This is a genomic window from Flavobacterium sp. (genome assembly GCF_034111225.1).
Taxonomy (GTDB): domain Bacteria; phylum Bacteroidota; class Bacteroidia; order Flavobacteriales; family Flavobacteriaceae; genus Flavobacterium.
The window spans coordinates 15,608-36,504 of record NZ_JAWUXR010000009.1 but is presented as its reverse complement, the minus strand read 5'-3'; the positions used below and the strand labels follow the sequence as shown (position 1 = coordinate 36,504).

General features: G+C 29.1%; 19 protein-coding genes and 1 other RNA gene. 5 read left to right on the top strand and 15 right to left on the bottom strand.

The window, feature by feature from the left end:
* Positions 1-72 precede the first annotated feature (72 nt).
* The 4 genes from ettA to holA form a co-directional block, all read right to left on the bottom strand.
* Complete coding sequence (ettA, locus tag UXY25_RS04850; protein WP_320814874.1) at positions 73-1,767, bottom strand: energy-dependent translational throttle protein EttA; 1,695 nt, start codon at positions 1,765-1,767, stop codon at positions 73-75.
* A gap of 49 nt (positions 1,768-1,816) precedes the next feature.
* Positions 1,817-1,993: a CAL67264 family membrane protein gene (locus tag UXY25_RS04845; RefSeq protein WP_320814873.1), complete on the bottom strand. Its 177-nt coding sequence runs from the start codon at positions 1,991-1,993 to the stop codon at positions 1,817-1,819.
* A gap of 72 nt (positions 1,994-2,065) precedes the next feature.
* Positions 2,066-4,318 (bottom strand): response regulator, encoded by a 2,253-nt coding sequence (locus tag UXY25_RS04840; RefSeq protein ID WP_320814872.1) that lies wholly within the window; start codon positions 4,316-4,318, stop codon positions 2,066-2,068.
* Between the two features lie 45 nt (positions 4,319-4,363).
* Entirely contained in the window at positions 4,364-5,368 is a 1,005-nt protein-coding gene (gene holA / locus UXY25_RS04835) for a DNA polymerase III subunit delta (protein WP_320814871.1), read from the bottom strand.
* Positions 5,369-5,430: 62 nt separating this feature from the next.
* Between holA and UXY25_RS04830 the strand changes: the two genes are divergently transcribed.
* The 3 genes from UXY25_RS04830 (at position 5,431) to UXY25_RS04820 (ending at position 7,795) form a co-directional block, all read left to right on the top strand.
* Positions 5,431-5,883: a type I restriction enzyme HsdR N-terminal domain-containing protein gene (locus UXY25_RS04830; protein WP_320814870.1), complete on the top strand. Its 453-nt coding sequence runs from the start codon at positions 5,431-5,433 to the stop codon at positions 5,881-5,883.
* A gap of 7 nt (positions 5,884-5,890) precedes the next feature.
* A complete protein-coding gene (locus UXY25_RS04825; RefSeq protein ID WP_320814869.1) occupies positions 5,891-6,886 on the top strand; it encodes a glycosyltransferase family 2 protein in 996 nt (331 codons plus the stop codon).
* A gap of 75 nt (positions 6,887-6,961) precedes the next feature.
* Complete coding sequence (locus UXY25_RS04820) at positions 6,962-7,795, top strand: flagellar motor protein MotB (protein WP_320814868.1); 834 nt, start codon at positions 6,962-6,964, stop codon at positions 7,793-7,795.
* Positions 7,796-7,852: 57 nt separating this feature from the next.
* Here the strand turns inward: UXY25_RS04820 and UXY25_RS04815 are convergent, their stop codons facing one another.
* Positions 7,853-9,472, bottom strand: coding sequence for an ABC-F family ATP-binding cassette domain-containing protein (locus tag UXY25_RS04815; protein ID WP_320814867.1), 1,620 nt, complete (start codon positions 9,470-9,472; stop codon positions 7,853-7,855).
* A gap of 144 nt (positions 9,473-9,616) precedes the next feature.
* Here UXY25_RS04815 and UXY25_RS04810 point away from each other — a divergent pair, with 144 nt between their 5' ends.
* Positions 9,617-11,014: a thioredoxin family protein gene (locus UXY25_RS04810; protein WP_320814866.1), complete on the top strand. Its 1,398-nt coding sequence runs from the start codon at positions 9,617-9,619 to the stop codon at positions 11,012-11,014.
* 63 nt (positions 11,015-11,077) lie between these two features.
* On the opposite strand, the gene fsa is transcribed toward UXY25_RS04810, so the two are convergent.
* The 5 genes from fsa to ffs form a co-directional block, all read right to left on the bottom strand.
* Positions 11,078-11,734 (bottom strand): fructose-6-phosphate aldolase, encoded by a 657-nt coding sequence (fsa, locus tag UXY25_RS04805; protein ID WP_320814865.1) that lies wholly within the window; start codon positions 11,732-11,734, stop codon positions 11,078-11,080.
* Positions 11,735-11,808: 74 nt separating this feature from the next.
* Entirely contained in the window at positions 11,809-12,453 is a 645-nt protein-coding gene (locus UXY25_RS04800) for a hypothetical protein (protein WP_320814864.1), read from the bottom strand.
* 6 nt (positions 12,454-12,459) lie between these two features.
* Positions 12,460-13,263, bottom strand: a complete 804-nt coding sequence (locus UXY25_RS04795; RefSeq protein WP_320814863.1) for an SDR family oxidoreductase — start codon at positions 13,261-13,263, stop codon at positions 12,460-12,462.
* Between the two features lie 49 nt (positions 13,264-13,312).
* Entirely contained in the window at positions 13,313-14,305 is a 993-nt protein-coding gene (locus UXY25_RS04790; RefSeq protein ID WP_320814862.1) for an enolase C-terminal domain-like protein, read from the bottom strand.
* 60 nt (positions 14,306-14,365) lie between these two features.
* Positions 14,366-14,464: signal recognition particle sRNA small type (gene ffs / locus UXY25_RS04785), an RNA gene on the bottom strand.
* Between the two features lie 88 nt (positions 14,465-14,552).
* Here ffs and UXY25_RS04780 point away from each other — a divergent pair.
* On the top strand, positions 14,553-15,626 hold the full coding sequence (locus tag UXY25_RS04780; protein ID WP_320814861.1) for a glutaminyl-peptide cyclotransferase: 1,074 nt from the start codon (positions 14,553-14,555) through the stop codon (positions 15,624-15,626).
* A 53-nt stretch (positions 15,627-15,679) separates the two neighbouring features.
* Here UXY25_RS04780 and UXY25_RS04775 read toward each other — a convergent pair whose 3' ends face one another.
* The 5 genes from UXY25_RS04775 to UXY25_RS04755 all read right to left on the bottom strand — a co-directional run bounded on the left by UXY25_RS04775 (position 15,680) and on the right by UXY25_RS04755 (position 20,896).
* A complete protein-coding gene (locus tag UXY25_RS04775) occupies positions 15,680-16,150 on the bottom strand; it encodes a hypothetical protein (protein WP_320814860.1) in 471 nt (156 codons plus the stop codon).
* An 83-nt stretch (positions 16,151-16,233) separates the two neighbouring features.
* The gene (locus UXY25_RS04770; RefSeq protein WP_320814859.1) at positions 16,234-16,620 is read right to left on the bottom strand and encodes a hypothetical protein; all 387 of its coding nucleotides are present in this window, start codon (positions 16,618-16,620) and stop codon (positions 16,234-16,236) included.
* Between the two features lie 35 nt (positions 16,621-16,655).
* On the bottom strand, positions 16,656-17,606 hold the full coding sequence (locus UXY25_RS04765; RefSeq protein WP_320814858.1) for a nitronate monooxygenase: 951 nt from the start codon (positions 17,604-17,606) through the stop codon (positions 16,656-16,658).
* 110 nt (positions 17,607-17,716) lie between these two features.
* A complete protein-coding gene (locus tag UXY25_RS04760) occupies positions 17,717-18,757 on the bottom strand; it encodes a cysteine synthase family protein (RefSeq protein ID WP_320814857.1) in 1,041 nt (346 codons plus the stop codon).
* A 78-nt stretch (positions 18,758-18,835) separates the two neighbouring features.
* Positions 18,836-20,896, bottom strand: coding sequence for a S9 family peptidase (locus UXY25_RS04755; RefSeq protein ID WP_320814916.1), 2,061 nt, complete (start codon positions 20,894-20,896; stop codon positions 18,836-18,838).
* Between the last annotated feature and the right edge of the window lies 1 nt (position 20,897).

Sequence of the window (20,897 nt, the reverse complement as noted above, 5' to 3'; positions counted from 1 at the left end):
AAAGTCAAATAGTAGTTTGAGAAATTTAAAAATAAAAAAAATCCTGATATAATCAGGATTTTTTTTGTGATATTAATTTCTAATTAATTTTTTATATTTAATTCGGGTTGGAGTAACATCCTTACCTAATCGTTTTCTCTTATTTTCTTCATAATCTGAGAAACTTCCTTCAAAACAATACACTTGAGAATCTCCTTCAAAAGCTAAGATATGAGTACAAACTCTATCTAAAAACCATCTATCATGCGAAATAATAACTGCACAACCAGCAAAGTTCTCTAAACCTTCTTCTAAAGCTCTAAGAGTATTAATATCTAAATCATTTGTTGGTTCATCTAATAAAAGCACATTTCCTTCTTCTTTTAGAGTCATTGCTAAATGAAGTCTGTTACGTTCTCCACCAGACAAAGTTGATACTTTTTTATTTTGATCACTTCCACCAAAGTTAAAACGAGATAAATAGGCACGAGAATTTACTTGTCTTCCACCCATCATCATTAATTCTTGACCATCACAGAAATTTTCATAAATTGATTTTTCTGAATCTATATTTGAATGTGTTTGATCTACATATGCAATTTTAACGGTTTCCCCAATTGAAAAAGTTCCGCTATCTGCTTCTTGTTCTCCCATTATCATTCTGAATATAGTAGATTTACCAGCACCATTAGGTCCAATAATTCCAACTATACCTGCTTGTGGTAATGTGAAGTTCAAATCGTCATATAACAATTTATCACCAAAAGCTTTCGCAACATTTTTAGCTTCAATAACATTAGTTCCTAAACGAGGTCCATTAGGAATATAAATTTCTAATTTTTCGTCTAAAGCTTTTTGATCTTCATTTAAAAGCTTATCATAGTTTTGAAGACGTGCTTTTTGTTTCGTTTGTCGTCCTTTAGCTCCTTGACGAACCCAATCCAACTCACGTTCTAATGTTTTTCTGTGTTTAGAAGCCGATTTTTCTTCTTGCTCCATACGTTTTGATTTTTGGTCTAACCAAGAAGAATAGTTTCCTTTCCAAGGAATACCATGACCTCTATCTAACTCTAAAATCCAACCTGCTACATTATCTAAGAAATATCTATCATGCGTTACTGCAATTACAGTTCCTGCATACTGTTGTAAATGTTGCTCTAACCAAAGTACCGATTCAGCATCCAAGTGATTGGTTGGCTCATCTAGTAATAAAACGTCTGGTTGTTGTAAAAGCAATCTACATAATGCAACTCTACGTTTTTCACCACCAGAAAGTATGTTTATTGGAGTGTCTGCTTCAGGAGTTCTTAATGCGTCCATTGCAATCTCTAATTTAGTATCTATCTCCCAAGCACCAGCAACATCAATTTTATCTTGTAATTCTGCTTGGCGATCCATTAGTTTTTGCATTTTATCTGCATCTTCATAAACTTCTGGCAATCCAAAGCTGTCATTTATCTTATTGAATTCGTCTAAAAGAGCATAAATTTCTGCAGCACCTTCTCTTACAATTTCAATAACCGTTTTTGTTTCGTCTAATTGAGGTTCTTGTTCTAAATAACCTACAGTATAGTTTGGAGCAAAAACAACGTCTCCTTGGTAGTTTTTATCTAAACCAGCAATGATTTTTAATAATGATGATTTTCCTGAACCATTTAAACCTAAAATACCAATTTTAGCTCCATAGAAGAAACTTAAATAGATATCTTTTAAAACTTGTTTATTTGTGCTAGAGTAAATTTTATTTACTTTAGACATTGAAAATATTACTTTTTTATCGTCTGACATTTTTTATTTATTGTTTGATTTTCTTAAAATCTTTATTTTGTAAATTGAACTAAACTCTTCCTTTTAATGCATTGAAAACCCATGCATTAGCAAAAAAACCAATTCCTACTGCACCAAAGCCCCAACCTGCAACATCTGCATATCTATAAATTGCTAATCCAATTAAAATTATTCCCATAATTATCATTATGAATGTAGCCCAAGCTAAAACTGTATTTTTATTCATTCTAATTTTTATTAATTATTATGTTTTTTGAGGATGGCAAATATACGAAAAAAGGTGCGATTTTAAATGGTTTTAAGCATCTAAAATAATGTTGTCATAAATTGCATCACACAATACCTCTACGCTAACTGGCTTTGTTAAAACCCTTATAATTTTAGCATCTTCAAACTTTTTCCTATTTACTGCTTCATACATTGCTGTTAAAGCTATTATAGGAATATAAGGCTTTATTTCCTTAATTTTTTCCGAAGCTTCAAATCCATCCATTACTGGCATCATAATATCCATTAATATTAATGAATAGTCTATTGTTTCTACTAATTTTACTGCTTCAAATCCATCATTTGCTATATCACATTCAAATCCCTGATTAGTAAGTATTTTTCTTGTTATAAGTTGGTTCACCTTATTGTCTTCAACTAATAGTATTTTAATTTTACTTGTTGAAATTAACTCTTTAGTCCCTTTATTAATCTTCATTCTTGGTTGGTAAACATCTAAAGAAAGACTAAATGAAATAGAAGTGCCTTTACCTATTTCTGAAGTAACAACTGGCTTGCTTTTTAACAAATCAAGTGTTTTAGCCACAATTGACAAACCCAGTCCACTTCCTTCAAAATCGCCTTTAGAAACTTGGTAAAATGGGTCAAATATTTTATTAAATTCATTTGTATCAATTCCTATACCTGTATCTTTAACTTCGAAATTAATAGCTACTTTGCTATTGGTTATATCTTCCAAAAACACCTTAAGAAACACATCTCCATCTTTAGTGAATTTTAATGAATTACTTATCAAATTAATTAAAATTTGGGTAATTCTAAAAGCGTCCATTAAAACAACATTGGGAATATTTTCATCTATTTTTAAATAAATTCTATTATTATTCTCCTCTTTAATTTTAAAGGAATTATAAATGTTTTTTAATAATATTTTTATTTCAGTTGGTTCATTCTTAAGCTTATTTTTATTTGATTTATCCATAATATTATACTCAATAATATTATTTATTAAACTTAATAAATAATCTGAAGAAAAGCTTAATGTCTCAACATACTTTTTCTGCTCTTTTTCTGAAATGGTGTCTTTCATTAAGTAAGAAATTCCTTTAATGGAGTTTAATGGAGTTCTTAATTCATGTGTTATTGCATCTAAAAATTTCTTTTTGGCGTTTAAAGCTTTGTTTATGTTTGAATTAACATCTACTAATTGTGCATTTTTTTTCTGCAACAGCAAGTTCATCTTTGCTTTAAATTTTGATGTTTTATACTGAAAAAAAGCAAGTATCATTAAAATAAAAATAATAATACTACTTAAGAAAAGAATGAAATTTTTATATTTATTGTTTTGTTTATTAAGCTCTATTTCTTTTTTAATTGTTTGATTTTCAATGTCCTTTAACTGCAAATTACCTTTTAATTTCAATGATGATCTAATTTCTTTAGTTTTTTCAAAAGAGAGTTTTGCATATGCATCATTTGATTTATTATAAAAACTAGTAGCTTCTTTAAAATTTTTCTTTTTTTCATAAAACTGCGCCCTTAAACTATAATAAGAGGCAACCAATAGCAATTTGTTATCAAGTAAATTTTTATCTGTTTCTAGTTCTTTTAAGAATTCATCAGCTTTATCTAATTGACCAAGCTTTAAATAAGCTTCAGCTAAAAACGTATAAAGATATTTTTTTCTAACCTCGCTTTTTTTAGTATTCTCAATAAAAAACAAAGCTCTGTTAGAGTATTGTAATGTTTTATTCCAGTCTTTATTTTCCTTAGAAATAACTGCCAAATTAAAATTAATATCTATATTTTCTTCTGGTTTTGCATACTTACTTAACAATTCTTCAGCCTTTATAAAAGCTTCGTCTCGCTCCTTTTCTTTCTCTTGAGAATAATTAATTACCCCTAATATCTCATAAAAGAAACCGAGTTGCCTGTTATCTTTGTGTATTTCTAAAAGTTTAAAACCTTTATTAGCATAAATTAATGCATTATCAAAATCGTAATTTGCTAAATAAACATCAATTTTTGTTTTATAAAAATCTAATAAAAAAAGTGTGTCTTTTGTGGAAATTATTTTTTTCTCAATCTTTAAAAATAGATCAACTCCATTTTGATATGAATCATCTGATTTTGCTTCAATAAGTGATTTTGCTTGTTCAATCTCTTCGTTTAAACTTTTTATCGTTAATTCATCAGAAATATATCCTTGTGCAAGAGTAGAATTAAAGGATAAAAACAACAACAAAGCATAAACAACCACATGTAGTTTAATTTTAAATACATGAGTTACTTTTTTTAACCTATTTAATTGGTACAATAGCATTTAATAGTTTAGTACTTTAAATAAAATTACGATTTTTTACGATAATTAACTAAAAAGCTTAACTAACATTTCATTTAATAAATCTCTTTGTGGAATAGAGTTTGAACCAACACCTTTACTTTTAACATCAATATCTCTTAAAACAGCAATTATTATACTTACTTTTTTCATTGGATAATTTCTAAAAGCAACTTCATAATCTTTTACAAAAAATGGATTTACTTTTAAAACTGAAGCGACATTTTGTTTCGATTTATCTTTTAAACCATGATATTGCAAGAGTTGAGAAAAGAAGCCAAAAACCATTCCTGTAGTTAACACTATAGGGTTGTCTTTAGGATTTTGTGAAAAATATTCAGCAATTTTATACGCTTTCAATTGGTCTTTTTCTCCAATAGCTTTACGTAATTCAAAGTTGTTATAATCTTTACTAATTCCTATGTTTTCTTCAACATCTTGGGGTGAAAATGTATGTCCTTTTGGAAGAATGATTTTTAATTTATCTAATTCGTTACTTATTTTTGATAAATCAGATCCTAAAAACTCAACCAACATTGCAGCTGCTTTTGGTTCAATACTGTAACCTTTACCAGATAATGTTCTTTTAATCCAGTCCCCTACTTGATTTTCGTATAGTTTTTTACTTTCAAATAAAACAGCATTTTTTGCAAGTAACTTGGTTACTTTTTTTCTTTTATCTAACGTTTTATATTTATATGCAAAAACTAAAACTGTTGTAGGTTGAGGATTTTCAATATAAGATTCTAGTTTATCAATTGTTTTAACTAAATCCTGAGCTTCTTTTACAATAACTACTTGTCGGTCTGCCATCATTGGAAAACGCTTTGCAGTAGAAACTATGTCCTCGATACTTGCGTCTCTTCCATAAATAATGGTTTGATTAAAGTCGCGCTCATGTTCCTGTAACACATTATCTTCAATGAATTCAGTTAACTTATCTATATAATAAGGCTCCTCACCCATAAAAAAATAGATAGGCTTAATATTTCCAGATTTTATATCTTTTGTAATTTGAATTACTTCGTCCATTATTTAGTATTCAGTTTTCAGAAATAAGTTGGCAGTTTACAATTTTTGAGTAATTTTGAGTTATGCAAAAATTGAATTTTAGCGATTATTCCTTTCGGTTCAAAAATAGTGAAAATAAAGTGTCTATTTTTGATCCTATTAGAAAAAAATTTATTCTTCTTACTCCAGAAGAATGGGTTAGACAACATGTAGTTGAATTTTTACTAGACGAAAAAAAATATCCGAAATCGTTAATAAACGTTGAGAAAACAGTTAAAGTGAACGGAATGAATAAACGTTACGATATTGTCGTGTACAATTCTGACGGCTCTATTTTTCTCTTAATTGAGTGTAAAGCGCCAGAAGTTAAGATTGACCAAAAGACTTTTGATCAAATTGCACGTTATAATTTATCTTTAAATGCTCAATATTTAATGGTTACAAATGGACTAAATCATTACTTTTGCGAAATGGATTTTGAAAATGAAAAATATTCGTTTTTGAAAGCGTTACCTGAAATTAGCATCAAGAACTAACATCATAATGAAAAAAATAGCTGTTGTCATCTTAAATTGGAATGGAGAAAAACTTTTAAGAGAGTTTTTACCTTCAATTATTAAATTTTCTGATGAGGCAACTGTTTATGTAGCTGATAATGCATCTACTGATCAATCTATTGAAGTTATTCAAAATGAATTCCCTTCAATTAAAATTATTCAAAACACTGAAAACTTTGGCTTTGCCAAAGGTTATAATTATGCACTTAAAGAAATTGAAGAACCTTATTATGCATTAGTCAATTCAGATATTGAAGTAACTGAAAATTGGTTGCAACCTATACTTTCAACTTTTGATAATGATTATACTGTTGCTATTATTCAACCTAAAATTTTAGCGTATAACAATAAAGAATGTTTTGAATATGCTGGCGCAGCTGGCGGTTTTATTGATAAATACGGATACCCGTTTTGTAGAGGTAGAATTTTTGAATCAATAGAAAAAGACAACAATCAATATAACGATACTACTGAAATATTTTGGGCAAGTGGCGCTTGTTTTTTCATTAGAAAGGAAGTCTTTAAGAAGTTAAATGGTTTTGATGAAGATTTTTTTGCACATCAAGAAGAAATTGATTTATGCTGGAGAGCTTTTAATGAAGGATATAAAACAATTTACAACCATAAATCATTGGTCTATCATGTTGGTGGTGCAACATTAAATGTTGGAAGTCCACAAAAAACTTTTTTGAATTTTAGAAATTCCTTATGGATGTTGACTAAAAACCTTCCTAAAAACAAATTACTTCCTATTTTGTTTTTAAGGCTTTGTTTTGATGGTATTGCAAGTTTTCGTTTTTTATTTCAAGGCAATTTTAAGCACATACTTTCTATATTAAAAGCACATTTTTACTTCTATACATGTTTATTTTATTTTCTTAAAAAAAGAAATGATGTTCAAAATAAAAATTATTTTAAAACGAAATCAATTATTGTTCAATACTTTATAAAAAAAAGAGTGATTTTTAACGAAATAATTTAACAATAGTTTATGTTTTTATATTTTTTAGGCACGAATCTTGTAAGTAATTTTGTTTAAAATAATAATTTAGCTTTTATGAAAAAAATCATCCTTTCCCTTTTAGTGCTATCGCTTTCGATGACGTCATGTGTTTCTAAAAAGAAGTTCACAGATTTAGAAGCGAAACAAAAAACTACTCAAGATTTATTAAACAGTGCAACAGTAAAACTGAACACATGTTTGACAGAAAGAGAAGCTTTAGCTAATCAAATTGATTTCTTAAAAAAGAACAATTCTGATTTAATCAACAACATGGGTAATTTAACTACTCTTACTACAAAAGGTGCTGAGAACCTTGAAAAATCATTAGAAAGTCTTAAAGAAAAAGACCTTAGAATTTCAAGACTACAAGATGCTTTAACTAAAAAAGACAGTGTAACTTTTGCTTTAGTTACTAGCTTGAAGAAAGATGTTGGTATGGATGATCCAGACATTAACATTAATGTTGAAAAAGGAGTTATTATGATTTCTATTGCAGACAACTTATTATTTAAATCAGGAAGTTACGATGTTAGCGATAAAGCTAAAGGTGTTTTAGCTAAAGTTGCTAGAGTAATTAACAGTAAGCCTGATTTTGAATGTATGGTTGAAAGTCACACTGACAATGTACCTTACAAAGGTGGTATATTATTAGACAACTGGGATTTATCTGTAAAAAGAGCTACATCAATTGTGAGAGTTTTACAATCTGATTTAGGTGTAAGCCCAAAACAATTAATTCCTGCAGGAAGAAGTTCTTATATGCCGTTAGCGAGCAATGATTCTCCTGAAAACAGAGCTAAGAACAGAAGAACAAAAATTATCATTATGCCTAAAATCGATCAGTTCTATGATATGATTGAAAAGGAAATGAAAACTTTGAGTAAATAATCACTCAAATAGATAAATAAAAAAATCCCTGCAATTGCAGGGATTTTTTTATTTGTATTACACTGTATACATTTTCTTTCTTAACTCTTTTATCTTATCATCCTCAAGATATTCATCAAAAGTTGTATATCTATCAATTACACCATTTGGGGTAATCTCAACTATTCTATTTGCCAATGTTTGTGCAAACTCATGGTCATGTGTTGTAAACAAGATAGAACCCTTAAAGTTTTTTAATGAGTTATTAAACGCAGTAATAGACTCCAAATCTAAATGATTTGTTGGTTCGTCTAACATTAATACGTTTGCTCTTTGCATCATCATTCTAGACAACATGCAACGTACTTTTTCTCCTCCAGATAAAACATTACATTTTTTCAATGCTTCTTCACCTGAGAAAATCATTTTACCTAAGAATCCACGAACATAAACCTCATCACGCTCTTCTTCTGTTTTTACAAATTGACGTAACCAATCTACTAAGTTTAAATCTGATTTAAAGAAATCATGATTATCACTTGGTAAATATGACTGGTTAGTTGTAATTCCCCAATCAAAAGTTCCAGAATCTGCTTTTAAGTTATTGTTTAAAATTTCGTAAAAAGCTGTAGTAGCACGAGAATCTTTAGAAAAAACAACTACTTTATCTCCTTTTGCCATATTAAGGTCAACATTTTTAAATAATGTTTCTCCTTCTATACTAGCACTTAAATTTTCAACATTTAAAATTTGGTCACCCGCTTCTCTTTCTGTTTCGAAAATAATAGCTGGATATCTTCTACTTGATGGTTTAATTTCATCAAGATTTAATTTTTCAATCATTTTCTTACGAGACGTTGCTTGTTTAGACTTAGCAACATTGGCACTAAAACGACGTATGAATTCTTCAAGCTCAGCTTTCTTTTCTTCTGCTTTTTTATTTTGCTGTGCTTTTTGTTTTGCTGCTAATTGACTTGATTCATACCAAAAAGTATAATTACCTGAATAATGGTTTATTTTACTAAAGTCTATATCCGAAACATGCGTACAAACTGAATCTAAGAAGTGACGGTCATGCGAAACTACTAAAACTGTATTTTCATAATTTGCTAAGAAGTTTTCTAACCAAGATATTGTTTCAAAATCCAAATCATTGGTAGGCTCATCCATAATAAGAACATCTGGATTACCAAATAAAGCTTGTGCTAATAAGACACGTACTTTCATTTTTCCTTCCAAATCTCCCATTAAATTATAATGTAAGTCAGAAGAAATACCTAAGTTTGATAACATTGAACCTGCATCACTTTCTGCATTCCAACCGTTCATTTCGTCAAACTGAAGCTGTAACTCTCCAATTCTATCTGCATTTTCGTCTTTATAGTCTAAATAAAGTGCATCCATTTCTGTTTTAACAGCATATAAGACTTTATTACCCATTAGAATAGTATCTAATACCGTATGCTCATCAAACATGTTGTGATTTTGATTTAAAACCGACATACGTTTTCCAGGTTCTAATATAACTCTACCAGAAGTAGGGTCAATTTCTCCAGAAAGGATTTTTAAAAAAGTTGATTTTCCTGCACCATTTGCGCCAATTATTCCGTAGCAATTTCCTTGAGTAAAAGTTACATTTACTTCATCAAACAAAATTCGCTTACCAAACTGAACAGATAAATTTGAAACTGTTAACATTAATTTAGAATTTATTTTTAAATTGTTGCAAAAATATAAAAAATAGTGCAGTTTTGGGTTCATTATTAACAATTAATTTAACGCTCCATTAACAAGCACTCTCATAATAAACTAATATTTTTGTTATAGAAAAAATGTACCTACATGATTAAAAAATACTTTTTGTATTCTCTACCGCTTTTATTTTTATCGTTAGCTTCTTGTGAAAAGAGTTTTGATAATGATAATTATGAAGCCTATTTTGGTGGTGAGATTATTAACCCTCAAAACAATTTCGTTTTATTCTTAAAAGACGATAAGGTTATTGATACTATTTTCTTAGATAAAAACAATCGCTTTTTACATAAGTTTGACTCCTTAACTCCAGGTTTATATACTTTTAAACACTTACCAGAATATCAATATATATATATTGACAAAAACGATAGTGTAATGGTACGTTTAAATTCTTTAGACTTTGATAATTCAATAGCATTTTGCGGAAGAGGTGATGAAAAAAATAATTTTTTAATTGATTTATATTTAAAAAACGAACAAGACAGATCTACTTTATATGAAGTATTAGATAGAGATGCTAAATCATTTATTAAAAACATAGATTCTACTTACAGAATAAGAAAAGCTCATTACTTAAAGAAAAAAACAGAAATTGGTTGGAGCGAAGGTTTTGATGTAGTTGCGCAAGCAGGAATTGATTTTCACCATTATTATAAAAAAGAATTATATCCGTATGCCCATAAATACAAAACTGGCAATGATGTTTCCACTTTACTTCCTAAAGATTTTTATGATTATAGAAAAAAGATAAAATACAACAATAGTGAATTTACAAATTTTTCTCCTTTTATAAAGTATGTAAACATCATGTTAAGTAATGTTTCTTATGACAAGAACAATGGAGCTTATGACGAAATGTCTCTAGAAAATAACATTATAAAACTAAGTATTGCAGATACACTGATAAAGAATCAAAAAACAAAAAATGCTGTATTAAATAATATTGCTTACATGTATTTATTGGAAGATCAAAACATGTATAACAATAAAACATTTATTGATAAGTATTTAAAATTATCTACTGACAAAGAACAACAAAAAGAAGTTACAGAAATATACAATTCAGTCAAGAATTTAAATATTGGCAACAAACTACCTTCTGTTCAATTAATTGATCAAAATTTAAATCCAGTATTACTAGAAAACTTAACTTTAAATAAAGAAACAGTAATTTTCTTTTGGACATCTCATGCAGATTCACATTTAAAATCAGTCCACAAACGTGTTAAAGAGTTTAAAAAGAAATATCCAGAAGTTAACTTCATTGCTGTGAATGTAGATGACACAAATGAAAAATGGACAAAAGCATTAAAGAATAATAATTTAAATGATGTTAACGAATTAAAGTCTACCAATTTTGAAGAAATTAAAAAACTTTGGGTAATTACAAAAATTCATAGAACCCTAATTCTTAATAAAAACGGAACTATTAAAAAAGGGTTTTCCAACTTATTTGATGTGAATTTCGAAAAGGATTTAAACTAAAAAAACTTAATAAAAAAAGAGCGATTTCAATGAAATCGCTCTTTTTTTATATGTAAAAGTAAATTACTTATTTCCTTTTTCGTAATCAGCAATAAACTGAGCAATACCAATATCTGTTAATGGGTGTTTTAATAACCCAAGGATAGACGATAACGGACCAGTCATTACATCTGCACCAATTTTAGCACAATTTACTACATGCATTGTATGACGAACAGATGCTGCTAAAATTTGAGTTTCAAAAGCATAGTTATCATAGATTTGACGTATTTCATCAATTAAGTTTAAACCATCTGTAGATACATCATCTAATCTTCCTAAGAATGGAGAACAATATGTTGCTCCTGCTTTAGCAGCTAATAAAGCTTGACCTGCAGAAAAAATTAAGGTTACATTTGTTTTTACTCCTTTATCAGAAAAATATTTACATGCTTTAATTCCTTCTTTGGTCATTGGTAATTTCACAACAATTTGCTCGTGTAAATCAGCCAACTCCTCACCTTCTCTAATCATCCCTTCAAGGTCCATAGCATTAACCTCAGCACTTACATCTCCATCTACAATATTGCAGATATCAACATAATGTTTTAAGATATTATTTTTACCCGTAATACCCTCTTTAGCCATTAATGATGGATTTGTAGTAACTCCATCTAATACTCCTAAAGCTTGCGCTTCTTTAATTTGCTCTAAATTAGCTGTGTCTATAAAAAATTTCATCTTCTTCTATTTAAGTTTATGTGTGTTGTTTGTTCTACAAAAATACAATTTCAAAATCAATATTAGTAATCAAATTAGATACTTACTCTTAAAACTAAACCAAAATCAAAGTTTGACACACTTTCTGAGGCTCCTTTAAGATTTAAATTTTGTGTTGTATTACCGTTTTTCTCAACAGTAAAATCTTTAACGGTTCCAAATTGAAGCCCTAATTTAGGTCCAGAATATACTCCTTTTGCTATATACAAAAGATAAGAAACACTTGTCCTTACACCTATATTACCGCCTTTGACAGTATAGTCATCAAAGAAATATTGTTTATCACGATAAGCTATATATCCTATTGATAAATCGATGTTAAAATTATCTTTTGTTTTAAATTTACTACTATACATATAAGACAAACCATAAAAAGAAATGGATAGTTTATTCTCATTAATGTAATCAAAAAAATTATTATACTTAATACCCATATAATGATTTGAGTTTGGAGCAAACTGAGTCAATAATGAAGCTTCAATAAAGTAACCGTTTCTAGAAGCATTAATTTTATTATTTAAAATAAAGTCATTTGTTTTTTCAACACTACCTATTCTACTAGAGAGGCCGCCAGAAAAATCAAATATAACTTTAGATTTTTTTATTGTATCATTTAAGGTTCCTTGAGCAAAAAATAAATTTGTAAAAATAAACAGAGAAAAAATAAGTGCTTTTTTCATTTATAGTTAAAGTTTATAATGATTCATTAATAGTTTTTCATAAACAGTATCTGGCAAAATTCTTTTTAAAATAATAGAAAACTTTTGCATAAACGCACCTACTTTATAATGTATCTTAGGATTTTGAGCGTTAATTACTTTAAAAATAGCTTCCGCCATATCGTTAGGATTACTTCCGCCATCTACATGTTCATCCATCATTTTTAAAGTAGTTCCGTATGATTTTTCATAATCTGAACCTTTTACAAGTGGCGCATGGTATCTTCCTGAAGCAATATTTGTAGCAAAATCGCCTGGTGCAACATTTGTAATGTGTATACCAAATTCTTTTACTTCCATACTTAAAGCTTCAGTTATTAACTCCAAAGCTCCTTTTGATGCCGAATAAACACTTCTATAAGGTAATCCCATATAGCCTGCAATTGAAGTAATATTAATGATTAGTCCGCTCTTTTGCTTGCGCATTTGAGGTAAAACCGCCTTCATTACTTCAATAGGACCAAAAAGATTTGTTTCGAAGTTATTTTTAATTTCAGCCGTTGGAATTTCTTCTAACGGACCAGTTATTCCAACACCAGCATTATTTATAACAACATCAATTCTATCTTCTTTTGATAAAATTTCAGCAACAGCCATTTGTATAGACTCTACATTACGAACATCTAGCTTGACTAATGGAAATATTGAATTTTCAACTCGTTCTGGGTTTCTACTTGTTCCGTAAACCTTAAAGTTCTTTTGATGTAAAAACTCACCAATTGCTTTTCCAATTCCAGAAGAAGCACCCGTTATAAATATTACTTTACTCATTAAAAAAAAATTATGATGCGAAAATACAGCTTTTAAAGACTTAATAAAACTATTTAATAGAAATTCCTAAGCCTGCTTTTTCTGAAAGAATTACTTTTCCTTTATCAATGAAATTCCCTGTAGCAATATCATTTGAAATTAAATTTGCTCCGTCTAAATCTACATAGTCTGCAAAAGGAGTTAATACTGCTCCAGCTGAAATTCCTATTGTAGATTCGGTCATACAGCCTATCATAATTTTAAAATCATTTGCTTTTGCTTTTTCAATGAATTGCAAAGCAGGTGTTAATCCGCCAATTTTAACCAATTTCAAATTTAAAGTGCTGTAATGATCATTTAACTTTAAAATGGAAGTTTCGTCTTGGCAATCTTCATCGGCCATCCAATTTGGATATTTATTTGCATTTAGAATTTTATAACTATCAATTTTCAAAGGTTGTTCAATATAAGTAACCTGTTCAGAAAAGGATTGTTCCTCAAGGAATTTACAATTTTCAATACTGAAACTACAATTGGCGTCTAGAGCGATATTTTTATTGGTAAGCAAGTATTCATGAATCATTTTTTCATTAAAATGACTGCATTTTACTTTGAAATAATTCCAATCGGACTTTTTAATTTTCTCCAATTGATTTTCCAATGAATCAATACTTATAGTTATAGACGATTCTGGTAATTTATGATATGAAATTGAATTGAGTTCCAAAAAACTCTTATTTTCTAGTTTTCCAAATAAATCCCAATATGCACAGTCTAATGCTGAACGTAAAAAAGAATGCAAATTTAGAGTTTCTAAAAATGTATAAAATTCAATTGGGTGAGAAATCGATTGTTTTTCAATTAAAACTTGAATTGATTCTAATTTTAAAACGAAAACTTCTAAATCAATTCCGTAATAATCTATTGCAGTACATTCACCATAACCAGTAGAACCATTTTTAGATAACGACACAACAAGTGCATCACGATGAGAATAACTTCCGTAACTAATTGAAAATGTTTCTTTAAGCTTAAAACGAACAATTTGAAAACTTAATTTCATAGAATAAGAATTGGTGTAAAAATAAAAAATCTCCACTAAGGGAGATCAAATATTTTAAAAAAATGGCAAGCGACCTACATCGCACCGCTACAACCGCTTACCCTTGCTGCGTTCCCACCCTGGGGGATTCTGCAGGAGCTGGTCGTGTAGGACTTGCCGGTGCAAATATACAAACATTTTATATTTTTGCAAGGCAATTGTTTCTTTTAAAATTCGTTGTATATTGTGTTATCAAATTATAAAAAGCATGTTATATATTAAGTCATTAACAATCATAACTTTAAGTTTATTAATCGCTTCTTGTGAGGGCGATAAAAACGAAAAAAATAAATTATTTTCTATTGACACTTCTGTTTTAAAACAAGTTTATCAGCCAAATGAATCGGCAGACTTTGTAATTAAAAACAAAAAAGAGAAGAAAATAGATTCAGTAAACTATGTTTTGAACAATAAATCTATTGGAACGAGTGTTGCAAACAACAAACTTCACTATAGTTTTGAAAACGAAAAATTAGGTTGGCATCTTATAAAAGCTAAAGTCTATTTTGAAAATGAAATTGCTGAAGTTGAAACTAACTTTACTGTGGTTGCACAAGATGCCCCAAAATTATTGACCTATAAAATAATCAATACCTATCCACACGATATTGCAGCTTACACACAAGGATTTGAATTTTATAGAGATACTTTAATTGAAGGAACTGGAAATGGCGCTGGAAGCGGAACAGGAAAAAGAGGAATAACGAGTTTACGAAAAACTAATTATAAAACAGGCGAAGTCTATAAAAAAGTTGAACTTCCTACGCAATATTTTGGTGAAGGAATAACCATTTTAAACAACAAAGTATACCAACTAACCTATCAAAATAATGAAGGTTATGTGTATAATGCAGATACTTTTGAAAAAATAAAAACATTTAAATATTTTAAAGATATGGAAGGTTGGGGCTTAACCAACGATGGAAAATATCTTTACATGAGTAATGGAACAGAAAAAATATACATTTTAGATCCAGAAACATTAGAAGAAGTAGATTATATTAATATTTATACCAATGCAAATAAGATTGAAGCCGTAAACGAGCTTGAGTGGATTGACGGTAAAATATGGGCAAATGTTTATGGAAGAGACGCTATAGCCATTATAAACCCAAAAAATGGTGCCGTTGAAAACATCATTAACTTAAGTGATTTAAAAAACAAAGTTACTAAACACCCCGATATTGATGTATTAAACGGGATAGCTTATAATCCTAAAACTAAGACTATTTTTGTAACAGGTAAAAATTGGGACAAAGTTTTTGAAATAACAGTTGAATAATTATTTACTTCATAAAAAAAATGCCCTTACAAATTGTTAGGGCATTTTTAGTTTTAGATCATACTACTAATAAGTTCTTGCCATTTTTTTGCAATTCGCATTTCCTCACCCACAATAAAGTGAGATGGACTGGCTTCAAAAAAAATTAAATTAAGATTCTTTTGATTTTTAAATTCTAAATGCAAAGATAACTTCACAATATCATGATTAGATTTTGGTTCTTGACCTGTTTTATTGGTTTTAATCATTAGGCATTTCTTAACTTCATTCAGATTAATAGTTTCTTTAAATTCTGAAGTTTCATTTTTTCCAAGAAAATTTAATTCATCATTTTTTAACCCTATTCCAAAAGAATTATTCCATAAATCAACTTCTGAGAATTTTTCATTCCTATTCGATGATATTTCGTTTAATACTTTTAGAACTTGATTTCTTTTCTTTTTTACGTTTGAATTGATAAGATAAATTGGAATAATAATAGTTAAAGAAAGTGCAATTCCAATTATAGTGTTGGTAATATCCATTTTGATTTTATTTAAAATTAAGTGTATAAAAAACATCCCAAAATATATGATATATTAGGGACTAACTAAAAATAAAGAGGATTTTACCAAAAATAATGAAAGGGAAAAATGATGATTGAAGTTGTGAAAAATAAATCTAAAAGATTCTTTTTATCAAATAAGACTTCAAAACTGTTTTTATAAAACAACTCTATTTGAGCAAGTGAAATTTGATAAAAAAACGGATAAGTTAGCTTTCTTACAATTTGATTTGAGCTCGTTTGATTTTGTCCAGAATTAAAAGAAAAAGTTTCATTTTGTAATCCTTCTGAGTTAAAATAAAAATTATTTTGCTCAATTGTAGAATTAACTTCTTTAGAAAAATCAATCTTTTTTGAATAAGAAATAGAATTTTCAGAACTATTCCATACCAAAAAACCGAATATAAAAACGGTTAAAATAGCAAAGGTGAAATTTACTGATTTTTTCAAATGAAATCCTTATTATTAAAGTAAATATAGATAAATTACTTGACTAATTTACTCACAATCTCTGCAAGCGGTAAAATTGATTTCGTGTCTTTAATACTTGGTCCGGCAACCCAAACTGTTTTATAGGTTGCTTGTGTTGCTGCTTTAGTAACCGCACTAGTGCCTATCATGAAACGAATCATTTTGACCCATTTTTTTAAACTTTTATTCTTATTCAAAAGATTCTCTAACCATGTTTGTTTTGTTCCAATTTTTTGAACATAAGGTGTATTAATAACTGTACATGGTGTACCTGATATACGCTCGGTCATTACAATATCTTTTGCACCATAATCAACACAAGCTTGTTTGTATTCGTCAGAAACTCCAGCTTCTACAGATGCAATAAACGGACTTCCAATAGAAACTCCTATTGCACCATAAGATAACATTTCATTTAATTCTGCCTTATTACCTACTCCACCAGCCGAAATAACGGGCAGTGATGTTCCTTCATTAAGTAATTTAATTAAGTCTCCTGGTGCAACATTACCTCTGTGCCCTCCAGCTTGATTATTGACTGCTATAATAGCATCGCCACCTAATTCTTCAACTTTTTTAGCAAATTTCAAATCAGTAACATCACAAAATACTTTAATACCTACTTTATGAGCTTCATTAATCGTTTCTTCTGGACTACCTAAAGAAGTAATTATAAAATCTACTCCTTCTTCACAAATCACTCTTAATTGCTCTTTATATTTAATATTTGACTTATTTACAATTAAGTTAAATCCGAAACTTCCTCCAGGAATCTTAGCCGCTTTTAACTCAACTATTGCTGCTCTTAATTCCTCAAGTGTTCTATAATTTAATGCAGGAATACAACCAGCAACTCCACTTTTCATTCCTTCTATAACCATTTTAGTATTTGACACTAAAAACATTGGCGCAATAATAATTGGATATGTTGTATTAAGCAGGGAATTAAATGTAGGCTTTTGCATAATTTAAAAGTTTTGTTTGTCAAATATAATAAAGAATTACCAAATAGTATGCGTGCATACAATGATTTAATTGCATAAAAAAAGGATATTAAAACAATATCCTTTTTTTATTACTTTATAATTTCAATTTTTTGAGCTTCTTCTTGATTTTTAGTATCAAAAAAACCTTGTTCAGTCATCCAATCATCGCTAAAGACTTTACTCATGTATCTTGAACCATGATCAGGAAATATGACTACAACATTACTGTTTTCATCAAATACTCCCGCTTCTCCGTATTGCTTGATAGCTTGAAAGGCTGCTCCTGAAGTATAACCTACAAACAAACCTTCTTTCCTTGCTAGTTCTCTAGCGGTATGCGCACTTTCTTCATCTGATACTTTCATGAAACTATCGATAATATCAAAATCAGTAGCTGTAGGAATTAAGTTTTTACCTAACCCTTCAATACGGTATGGATAAATTTCATCATTGTCAAATTCTTTCGTTTCATGATATTTTTTCAATACTGAACCAAAAGCATCAACTCCCAAAATTTTAATATTTGGATTTTGTTCTTTTAAGAATTTTGCAGTTCCTGAAATTGTACCTCCAGTTCCACTACAAGCAACTAAATGTGTAATTTGACCATTTGTTTGTTCCCAAATTTCTGGCCCAGTTGACTTATAATGTGCGTCAACATTTAAATCATTAAAATATTGATTTATATAAACAGACCCTTTAGTTTCCTCATGTAATCTTTTAGCTACATTATAATATGAACGTTCATCATCAGCAGAAACGTTCGCCGGACAAACATAAACTTTAGCTCCCATTGTACGAAGCATATCAATTTTGTCTTTTGATGATTTTGAACTTACTGCCAAGATACAATCGTAACCTTTAATGATACTAACCATAGCTAAACTAAAACCTGTATTACCAGATGTAGTTTCTATAATTGTATCGCCTGGTTTAAGAATCCCTCTTTTTTCAGCTTCTTCAATAATATATAATGCAATTCTATCTTTTGTTGAATGACCTGGATTAAAAGCTTCTACTTTTGCATAGAAATTTCCAGATAAGCCTTTCGTAATATTATTCAGTTTAATAAGTGGTGTATTACCGATTAATTCTAATATATTATTGTAGGCTTTTATTTCTTCTTTCATAAAAACGATATTATATGAGGCATAGTATTGGTTAATTTTTAACCCCAAAACCCTGCAAATTTAACAAAAAAAGTTTAATTACTCCTTAATTTTTTCTAAATCTAATAAAAAGGCAAATTCTTTAGCAACTTCTTTAAGTGCTTCAAATCTTCCTGAAGCTCCACCATGTCCGGCTTCCATATTAGTATCTAAAAACAATAAATTTTTATCGGTTTTCTTTGCACGGAGCTTAGCTACCCATTTTGCTGGTTCCCAATATTGTACTTGAGAATCATGTAAACCAGTAGAAACATACATATTCGGATAAGCTTGTTCAGTTACATTATCATATGGTGAATATGATAACATATAATCGTAATATTCTTTATCGTTAGGATTTCCCCATTCGTCGTATTCCCCTGTTGTCAATGGAATAGAATCATCAAGCATTGTAGTAACTACATCCACAAAAGGAACTTGTGCAACAACACCATTATATAATTCTGGAGCCATATTAACTATTGCACCCATTAATAAACCGCCAGCCGAACCACCTTCAGCATATAAATGGCTTTTTGAAGTATATTCTTTTCGTATTACATATTTTGAACAATCAATAAAGTCAGTAAATGTATTTTTCTTTTTCAATAATTTACCATCTTCATACCATTCTCTTCCTAAATACTCTCCTCCTCTTACATGTGCAATAGCAAAGATAAAACCTCTATCTAATAGACTTAATCTTGTTGTTGAAAAATAAGGATCTATAGTTGAGCCATAAGAACCATAAGCATAAAGTAAAAAAGGATTTGAACCGTTTTTCTTCATTCCTTTTCTATATACCATTGAAATTGGAATTTTAGTTCCATCTTCTGCAGTAGCCCAAATACGCTCTTCTTTGTAATTATTCTTATCAAATTTTCCACCTAAAACTTCTTGTTCTTTTAAAACTGTTTTTTCTTTGGTAACCATATTAAAATCAATTACTGAAGAAGGCGTTGCTAAAGATTGATATGCATATCTTAAAACATCTGTATCAAAGTCTGGATTGGTAGTTGAATATGCAGTATAAGTTTCACTTGTGAAAGGCAAATAATATGATTCTTCACCACTCCAAGGACGTATTTGAATTTTGTTTAAACCATTGGTACGCTCTTCAACAACTAAAAAGTTTTTAAAAATATCAATTCCTTCTAATAAAACTTCTTTTCTATGTGGAATTACCTCAGTCCAATTTTCAATAGAAGTTGCTCTTTCAGGCGTTTTCATCAATTTAAAATTAGTCGCTTTATCACTATTGGTCAATACATAAAAATGATTTGCAAAATGTGAAATACTGTATTCCAAACCTCTTACCCTTTTTTGAAAAACTTTGAAAGTACCATTAGGAGTTGAAGCATCTAGAGTCTGAAATTCAGTAGTTAACGTACTTGAAGAAGCGATAACTAAATATTTTTTTGATTTATCTTTGTAAACTGTAGTGTAAAAGGTATCGTCCTTTTCATGAAAAACCAATTCATCCTTTTTAGAATCAGTATTCAATACATGTTTATAAATCATATCTGATCGCAACGTTTTTGGATCCTTCTTCGTGTAAAAAATAGTTTTATTATCACTTGCCCAAGTTGCTCCTCCTGTTGTGTTTTCAATTTTTTCAGAAAGAATTTCACCCGTTTGTAAGTTTTTTATCTGAATTGCATATTGTCTTCTCGAAACTAAATCTAAACCAAACGTAGCCCATTTATTATCTTCACTAATACTTATTCCACTTAAATTGAAATAAGAATTACCTTTTGCCATTTCATTACAATCAAACATTATTTCTTCTTTAGCAGATAAACTTGCCTTTTTTCTAGCATAAACAGGGTAACCCTTACCTATTTCAAATCTTGTATAATAATAATATCCGTTGTAGAAATAAGGTACAGAAGAGTCATCTTCTTTAATACGAGCTTTCATTTCTTTAAACAAATCATCTTGAAATTGCTTAGTATGAGCTGTCATTTTTTGATAATACTCATTCTCTTTATTCAAATAATCAATTACATCTTTATTTTCTCTGTCATTCAACCAATAATAGTCGTCAACTCTAACTTCACCGTGTTTTTCTAAATTGTGAGGTATAATTTGTGCTATTGGTGCTTTAATTTCTTCGTTCATT

Bases quoted from the DNA above. Each gene is read 5' to 3' on its own strand.
- UXY25_RS04810 (WP_320814866.1), top strand. From the start codon at position 9,617: ATGATTAAAAAATACTTTTTGTATTCTCTACCGCTTTTATTTTTATCG.
- UXY25_RS04845 (WP_320814873.1), bottom strand. From the start codon at position 1,993: ATGAATAAAAATACAGTTTTAGCTTGGGCTACATTCATAATGATAATT.
- UXY25_RS04840 (WP_320814872.1), bottom strand. From the start codon at position 4,318: ATGCTATTGTACCAATTAAATAGGTTAAAAAAAGTAACTCATGTATTT.
- UXY25_RS04800 (WP_320814864.1), bottom strand. From the start codon at position 12,453: ATGAAAAAAGCACTTATTTTTTCTCTGTTTATTTTTACAAATTTATTT.
- UXY25_RS04815 (WP_320814867.1), bottom strand. From the start codon at position 9,472: ATGTTAACAGTTTCAAATTTATCTGTTCAGTTTGGTAAGCGAATTTTG.
- UXY25_RS04775 (WP_320814860.1), bottom strand. From the start codon at position 16,150: ATGGATATTACCAACACTATAATTGGAATTGCACTTTCTTTAACTATT.
- UXY25_RS04780 (WP_320814861.1), top strand. From the start codon at position 14,553: ATGTTATATATTAAGTCATTAACAATCATAACTTTAAGTTTATTAATC.
- ettA (WP_320814874.1), bottom strand. From the start codon at position 1,767: ATGTCAGACGATAAAAAAGTAATATTTTCAATGTCTAAAGTAAATAAA.
- UXY25_RS04755 (WP_320814916.1), bottom strand. From the start codon at position 20,896: ATGAACGAAGAAATTAAAGCACCAATAGCACAAATTATACCTCACAAT.
- UXY25_RS04760 (WP_320814857.1), bottom strand. From the start codon at position 18,757: ATGAAAGAAGAAATAAAAGCCTACAATAATATATTAGAATTAATCGGT.
- UXY25_RS04765 (WP_320814858.1), bottom strand. From the start codon at position 17,606: ATGCAAAAGCCTACATTTAATTCCCTGCTTAATACAACATATCCAATT.
- UXY25_RS04825 (WP_320814869.1), top strand. From the start codon at position 5,891: ATGAAAAAAATAGCTGTTGTCATCTTAAATTGGAATGGAGAAAAACTT.
- UXY25_RS04795 (WP_320814863.1), bottom strand. From the start codon at position 13,263: ATGAGTAAAGTAATATTTATAACGGGTGCTTCTTCTGGAATTGGAAAA.
- holA (WP_320814871.1), bottom strand. From the start codon at position 5,368: ATGGACGAAGTAATTCAAATTACAAAAGATATAAAATCTGGAAATATT.
- fsa (WP_320814865.1), bottom strand. From the start codon at position 11,734: ATGAAATTTTTTATAGACACAGCTAATTTAGAGCAAATTAAAGAAGCG.
- UXY25_RS04790 (WP_320814862.1), bottom strand. From the start codon at position 14,305: ATGAAATTAAGTTTTCAAATTGTTCGTTTTAAGCTTAAAGAAACATTT.
- UXY25_RS04830 (WP_320814870.1), top strand. From the start codon at position 5,431: ATGCAAAAATTGAATTTTAGCGATTATTCCTTTCGGTTCAAAAATAGT.
- UXY25_RS04820 (WP_320814868.1), top strand. From the start codon at position 6,962: ATGAAAAAAATCATCCTTTCCCTTTTAGTGCTATCGCTTTCGATGACG.